The 6962-nt window shown below is 68.8% G+C and carries 5 protein-coding genes; all 5 read right to left on the bottom strand.

Annotation, left to right across the window (positions count from 1 at the left end; translation table 11 throughout):
• Nucleotides 1-3352: ATP-binding protein (locus VK92_RS30265; RefSeq protein WP_048468216.1), on the bottom strand; the 3352-nt coding region annotated here is incomplete at its 3' end.
• A gap of 3 nt (nt 3353-3355) precedes the next feature.
• Nucleotides 3356-4606 carry a metallophosphoesterase family protein gene (locus VK92_RS30270; protein WP_048028198.1) on the bottom strand — a complete coding sequence of 417 codons (1251 nt, stop codon included), beginning with the start codon at nt 4604-4606 and terminating at the stop codon, nt 3356-3358.
• Between the two features lie 64 nt (nt 4607-4670).
• Complete coding sequence (locus VK92_RS30275; protein ID WP_048028196.1) at nt 4671-5213, bottom strand: CbrC family protein; 543 nt, start codon at nt 5211-5213, stop codon at nt 4671-4673.
• A gap of 78 nt (nt 5214-5291) precedes the next feature.
• The gene (locus VK92_RS30280) at nt 5292-5882 is read right to left on the bottom strand and encodes a hypothetical protein (protein ID WP_048028194.1); all 591 of its coding nucleotides are present in this window, start codon (nt 5880-5882) and stop codon (nt 5292-5294) included.
• 145 nt (nt 5883-6027) lie between these two features.
• Nucleotides 6028-6798: a hypothetical protein gene (locus VK92_RS30285; RefSeq protein WP_048028193.1), complete on the bottom strand. Its 771-nt coding sequence runs from the start codon at nt 6796-6798 to the stop codon at nt 6028-6030.
• Between the last annotated feature and the right edge of the window lie 164 nt (nt 6799-6962).

Consider the following 6962-nt stretch of genomic DNA (forward strand, 5'->3'; position numbering starts at 1 on the left):
ACAGATCGCGCAGCGCGTCGAGGCCGGCCTTCGCGCGCGCGTCGTCGAAGTTGATGAACAGATCGTCGGCCACGAACGGCAGCGCGGTCCGGCTGCCGAGCTGCAGTTCCAGTGCCGCGATCCGCAGCGCGAGAAACAACTGGTCACGCGTGCCTTCGCTCAACCCGGCAACCTCGACCGATGCGCCCTTCGTCCGCCGTGCATACAGGGCGGGCGGCGTCCGTTCGGTATCGACGGTCAGCCGCGAGAATTCGCCGAGCGTGAGCCCGGCGAAGATTTCGCCCGCGCGCCTGAGCATCGGCCCCTGCTTCTGGTCGCGATAGCGATCCGTCGCCCACTTCAGCAACCGGCTTGCGGTGGCCGCTTCCAGATACTGTTCGGCTGCATCGCCCATCGCCGCCAGCGCTTCCTGCCGTTTCGACTCGGCAACGGCCGCGCTCGCCTGGCCGTCGATCGCGCCGAACGCCTGATCGGCCACGACCTGCTGCTGTGAAAGCTCGTTGAGCCGCTTGCCGACATCGGCGAGCGATTGCTTCACCGCTTCGAGGTGCGCAGGTACGTCGACGATGTCCTGCTCCGCGACCTCGGCTTCGACGGCGGAGCGGGACAGGCCGTCGCCGTCGCGCACCAGTGCCTCGTGCGCGGCATCGACCGCCTGCCGGAGCTGGCGCTGCCGGTCCGAGCGTTCGGCCAGCGGCAGCGCGGCATCGATCGACACGACACCGGCCAGTTGCAGCAGCGGCTGGACGCGCGCCTCGGCACCGGCCACCGCGGCGGCGGCATCCGCGACCTTGCCGTCGGCCTGCCGCACGGCCTCGTCGGCCCGATCGATCGCACGCGCGATTTCCCTGGCGGCGGCGAGGCGCATCGTCAGCCGGCGCGCGACGTCCGGCCAGTCGCCGCTCGTCAGCCATTCCGGCGCGAGCGCCGCGGCAAGCCGCCGTGCGCCCGCCTCGAGCGCGGCCAGTTCCGCACGGATCGCGACGATCCGGTTGCGCGGCGCGTCGGCATCGGCCAGTTCGGCCGTCACGGCGTTGGCAAGCGCGAGCGCACCTTCCGCCGCGGCCAGCGTCGCCGCGCTCGTGGAAAGCTTCGCGTCGGCCAGCGCGTCGCGCCATTGCGCGTGCCACGCGTCGTAGGCCGCCTGCGCGTGGCCGGCCCGCGATTGCGCCGTCGCGCATCCGCGTTCGGCTTCCCGCGCGCGCTCCTCGAGACTGTCCTGCTGCGCGAGCGCTTTCTCGGCCGACTGTACGAAAGCCTCGGCGGTCGCGACGAGTGCCGCCAGACCATCCGACTCGCCGCCTCGCGACACGGTACGCAGCGCTGCGCGCAACGCGGCTTCGGCACCGGCCCGCGCGGCGCGAATCGTGTCGAATTCGCGACGCTGGCGATCGAGATCGGCCTGCGCGGCGAACACCGTGTCGCGCTTCGCCAGCCAGTCGCCCATCGCCGCCAGCGGCATCCCGGGCACCGCGGCCGTCGTCGCGAGCGCGGCCCATGCGTCGCGATGCGCGGCGAGCTCACGCTCGCGCTCGTCCAGCGCGGCCTGCCTGCGCGTCACGCCCGCACGCGCGGATTCGACCTGCTGACGCAGCGACTGCAACGTCGCCGCTGCCTGCGTCGCGCCCAACTGCGCGTCGACGAGTTCGTCCGCAAGGCGAATTGCATCGTCGAGCGCGGGCGCGCCCGTCGCGAGATCGGTCGCGCCGCTGCGGATATCGCCCCACGCGCCGTCGCGCCGCGCACGCGCTGCCAGCACGTCGGCGGTCGTGACGACCTTGTGGTTCTCCGCGAAGTGCTTCTCCTGCAGTTCGAGCCGCTCGAGCTCTTCGAGCGCGCCGTCCCGTGCGTCGCGTGCGGCAGCGGCCGCGCTCGCGCGTTCGCTGTCTTCCTTCAGCAGCGCACCGAGCCGTGCCACCGACGGCACGTCGAGCGCGCGCAGCGTGTCGACCGGCATGCGCCACCGGCCGAGCGCATCGAGTGCGCCGGACAGTGTGCGCTCGGCAGCAGCGATTTCCTGTTCGAGCGCCTGCTCGCGCTGGCCGCTGTTGCGAAAGCCCTGCGCATCGGCCAGCGCCGCGCGCAGCGTTTCCGGCACATCGACGGTCGACAGGCGCGCCTGTTGTTCCCGCACCTGTGCAAGCTCGCGCGTGCGTTCGTCGAGCGATTCGCGCGCGCCGGCCAGCGCCTGGTGCAGCGCACCGTGTTCGCGCAACAGGTTGGCCACGGTCTTCAGCGACAGCGCCGTCGGCAGCGACGCACGCAGCGACGCTTCGTCCGTCGGCCAATCGAGCTGGGCGGCTGCGGCGAACGCGGCGGACAGGTGCCGCTCGACGTCCGCCCCCAGCAGCAGCAGATCCTGCGCGTGAGTCATGCACGCGCCGCGCAGCCGATCGAGCGCCTCGATGTCGGCTTCGAGCGCCAGCGTGTCAGCGTCGGCGTCGATCGCATCGCGCGTCTGCCGTTTCGCGAGCAGGTCGGCACGCCGTTCCTCGAGCACCTTCTGTTCGGCCGCGAGATCGCCCTGCGCCTTCAACAGATCCGCATACGCGGTGGGCGGCAACTCGACGACCGCGCCCAGTTCCGCGAGCGCCGCGTCCTTGACCGTCAGCTCCTTGAGGTACGGCGCCAGCCGTCGCACGCGCTCGAGCTTCGAGCGCAGCGCTTCGAGCCGGCGCTGTTCCGCGCGCGCCTGCTCGATCTGCTGTTCGACCGCTTCGCGCGCGTCCTTGCGTTCGACCCAGTCGCGCGTGCGCACCTGAACCGTCTTCAGTTCGGTCACGGCTTCGTTGAACGACGTTTCGGCGAGCGCAAACGCGCTGCCGCTGCGACGCGGCGCCCACAGCTCGACCGCACGCGCATCGAGCTCCTCGCGCACCGGCCCGAGACTGCCGACGCCGGCGGCCGATTCGAACAGCACCTGGCCGAGCTTGTCGGATGCGTCGAGAATGCTCCGGCCGCCGGCGACCAGACGCCCGTGATCGAGCCCGAACATCTGCTCGAAGAACTCGCGCGTGGCGCCGTCGAGAACGGCGGCCAGGTAATCGTCGGGCAACCTGTCGTCGGCGGGCGTGCGCAGCGGACTGCGCCCACGGGCGCGGTGGAACGCGAGTTCGCCCGTGCCGCTCTCCAGCACGCCGCCGATCCGCAGTTCCGGTGTGCTGTGCAGGAAATCGAGCGGAGTCTGCAACTTCATCCCGAACAGCAGTTCCGACACGGCCATGCGGATCGTCGACTTGCCGGCCTCGTTCGGCCCCACGATCACATGGAAATCCTCGCCGGCCGACGGGAAACGCAACGTCTCGTCGGTGAACTTGCCGTACTTGATCAGATCGAGCTGGTTGATCCGCATCGCTTACTCCCCCCTCGCCAGCCGCGCAAGCAACGCGGGCCCGACCTGCTCGACGAGTGCCGTGAACTCGCCCGCGCGTGCCATCGCCAACAACGGCACCTCTTCCTTCACGTCGCTGCGCACCTTGCCGACGAACGGCTTCAGGTCGCGTTCGAGCAACTCGAGGAAATCCGGATCGCGCGCGGCGTCGGCCAGGATCTGCTTCAGGTCCTCGAGCGCTTCGAGCTGCTCGCTTTCGCCCGGCTGGTGATCGGCCGCGGACGTCGCGAGCCGGACCTTCTCGAGCCACAGCCGCTCGTTGCCGATGATGCCGATCTGGTTCAGCACCTCCGCGCGCAACTGCGGCGCGCGGCCGAAAAAGAGGCCGTGGGCGGGCGTACGCCCCGCAACCGTCACGCGCACCGCGCGCGGCACATGGCCGTCGACGGTCAGCAGCGCTTCCAGCGACTGGCCGATCTTTCTCGACAGGTCGGCGACGGTCAGGCAATCGGACGCGTCGACCGACACGGCTTCCCAGCGCAGCACGTCGAGATACAGACGCTCGACCTGCGTGCGGCCTTGCTCGACCGTCACGAGCACCGCGCCGCGGCGGCCCGTCTCGCGGATATGGCGCCCCTGCAGGTTGCCGGGAAACACCACGGTGGACGGCCCCGACCATTGCTGGAATTCGTGCACGTGGCCGAGCGCCCAGTAGTCGTAGCCTTTCGCGTGGAGTTCGGCCAGCGTGCACGGCGCATAGTTCGCGTGCGCCGCATAGCCTTCGAGCGCCGTATGCAGCACGCCGATGTTGTAGTAACCGGGCACCGGGTCCGGATAGCCGATCGCGAGATTGTCGACGACGGCCTTGTCCTTGAAGCTCTGCCCGTGCAGCGCGACTTCGAATTCAGGCAGCTTGTGGGTTTCCGCCTTGCGGTGGCCGAACACCGTGACGTTGTCGGGCAGCGTCAGCTTCTTCGTCATCTCGCTTTCGGCATCGTGGTTGCCGCCGAGGACGAACGCACGGATGCCGGCCTTGCGCAGGCGCCCCATCTGCTGGCCAAAGAAGATGCCCGTGTTGTGATCCTTCCAGTCGCCGTCGTACAGGTCGCCGGCAATCACGAGGAACGCGACTTCCTCTTCGATCGCACGATCCACGAGTTGCCGCAGCGCCTCGCGCGACGCGTTGCGCAACTGCGCGGCCGGCGCGTCGGGATACGCGCTCAGGCCGTGCAACGGGCTGTCAAGGTGTATGTCTGCCGCGTGGATGAACTTCACGAAGAATCCTCTGTTTCATGACGATAAAGCCGGCGATCGCCGCGCGATGCCGTGAGCCAGGCCATCAGTCGCAATCCTGGTAGCCGCCGGGTTCGCCGCAACGGATACAGCGGAACATATACGCGGTCGGTGAACCGTCCTTGTCGAGTGCGGCAAGGAAATGCTCCCACTCCGCGCCCTCGTCGAGTCCGGTCGATTCCCGAATCGACGCGACTGCCTGTGGGCCGAGCGCGCGCAGTTCTCCGGCACCCGCACGGCCGATGAACTGCGCGGCATCGCCGCAATGCGTCCACCACCGCTCCTGCTGCCAACCCTGAAAGCCCGGCGTGCGACAAGCGATTTCGCTGACGACCGCGTCGGGCACTTCGTCCCATTCGCCGCCGCCGATGCCGTCCGTGTCGGTGAAAGTTGCGCCGAGCCGCGCGTGTGCCGAACCGTCGGCGATGCACCATGGGCAGATGCAATTCTCATACTCGTCGACCGCATACACGGGGCCGGCGTAGACGTAACCACGTGCATCGCCGCAACACACGCAGCGCGCGTCCGAGCGGATCACGCTGCCCGTTGCCAGCGGGTCGGGATGGTACCTGAAAGCGGGTAACGACATGACGCTCTCCGTGGAGCCGGAAGGGAGGAAAGCACGCGATGCGAATTCGAATCGCCATCGTGCCACGGGATGACCGTGTTACTGCGGTACCTCGGTCTCGACAAACGTGTCGTTCACGAAACGATAAACGCGATGCAGCGCGCCGCCGTGCGCGACATATTCCCACCGGATGTCGATGGCGGCCGGATCGTCGCACCACGCGATCGCCCGGTAAGGCGACTGAGTTCCACCGTCGGTTTCGAGAGAAACGGAATCGAGACAGCTTTGGACCGGCAGCGAGAAACGTGGCACCGCACGGGTGCCGCGCAGTTCCAGCACGTATAGCGACCCTTCTTCGCCCGCGCCGCAATATCCGGTCGGACGGCTGCTCGACGAGCGATTGACGACGACCAGCAGATAGTCGTTGCCGTCGATCCGCTTCGAACGGCCCGACGGGAACGCAACGCTCGATGCGTCGGCCAATGCACGGCGCAGCGCAGCCGGCACGATCAGTGCCGATTTCGTGTGACGGACCGCATCGACTTCGAACAGCCTCGGGCTCGCCCATTCGATCTGGTGACCGTTGGCGAGCCGCACCGATTCCGGCGCCGGCGTTTCGGCGAATGCGACGGCGGCATTCGAGGCCAGCAGCGCCAGCGCCGCGAGCTTCAATGCAATCGACGATCTCATCGGGCCGATCCATGCTCGCAAGAATCGAGCAGGACCGTCGTGAAGTCCGTCGCATGCGCCGGCATGCCGCTCGGGCCGCGGCGACCCAGGATCGCTGCGCGCGCATCGTTCGCCACGACGCGCGCGGCCGATCCACGACGCAACGTCACTCGCCGCGCGGCACCGGCGGCGGAGCATAGCCGTTGTCATTGCCGGGGAACGGATTCGCGTTGCGGCGCAGCGCTTCCTCTTCATTCTCCTTCTGCGCGAACAGCGCGACGCCGATCACGCCGACGTTCGCCGAATCGCCGTACTTCGAGTTCGCGACGTAGCTGTCGGGCACCGCCGCGAAGCGGAACGCGGCGACTTCGTCGCGGCTCTTGCGGAAGCCCTCGATCGTCAGCGTGCGGCCCGGATACAGCACGTAACCGCCATTCGTGTAGCTGCCCGGCCGCCCCGACAGCACGTCGAGCCCGTCGACGGTCGACACGACTTCGAACGTACGGCGCCCCTGGTTGCGCAGCACGATCATGTAGCGCGAACCTTCGACGCCCGCCATGTGCCAGCGGCCGTTGCTGCGCGCAAGACGCAGCGGCGCCCCATTTTCGTCCGTAAACGACAGAGCGATGTCGCCGTTGGCGAGCGCGACGCGGGTCGGCAACCGGCGAACCTGGGACGCGGGCGGATGTCCGGGCAACGCATCGTTGTAATAGACCGACGCGAGATCCGTCGGCTTCGCCGGATCCGCGCGTTCGAAATCGACCTGGCGGGTTTCGGATCGCACCGACTCGCCCCACGCGGTGCCGAGCCCGCGGCGTTCGCTGGCATCCGGCGCGGCGGCGGACGCGCCGGTGCTGGCGGACGGCGGGGGCGGCGCGGCGCAGGCGGCCAGCCAGAGCGCGCAGGCGAGCGCGAGAAGACGGAACAGGATGGTCATGACGTGAAGCCTCGGAATGTTATCGGGCCGCGCCGGACTGGCCGGAACGGCGTTTTGGTGTCGTCTGTCGTCACGATGTCGATCGGACATGCTGGCCCGTGTCGGCCGGCACCGCGATCCCGGCGGCCCGGCGATCGGGAGCCCCGCTATTTAAGCATGGCGGG

Source organism: Burkholderia sp. LK4, assembly GCF_001043615.1.
Taxonomy (GTDB): domain Bacteria; phylum Pseudomonadota; class Gammaproteobacteria; order Burkholderiales; family Burkholderiaceae; genus Burkholderia; species Burkholderia cepacia.

Coding starts and splice junctions, on each gene's coding strand:
- VK92_RS30285 (WP_048028193.1), bottom strand. CDS start 6,798: ATGACCATCCTGTTCCGTCTTCTCGCGCTCGCCTGCGCGCTCTGGCTG.
- VK92_RS30280 (WP_048028194.1), bottom strand. CDS start 5,882: ATGAGATCGTCGATTGCATTGAAGCTCGCGGCGCTGGCGCTGCTGGCC.
- VK92_RS30275 (WP_048028196.1), bottom strand. CDS start 5,213: ATGTCGTTACCCGCTTTCAGGTACCATCCCGACCCGCTGGCAACGGGC.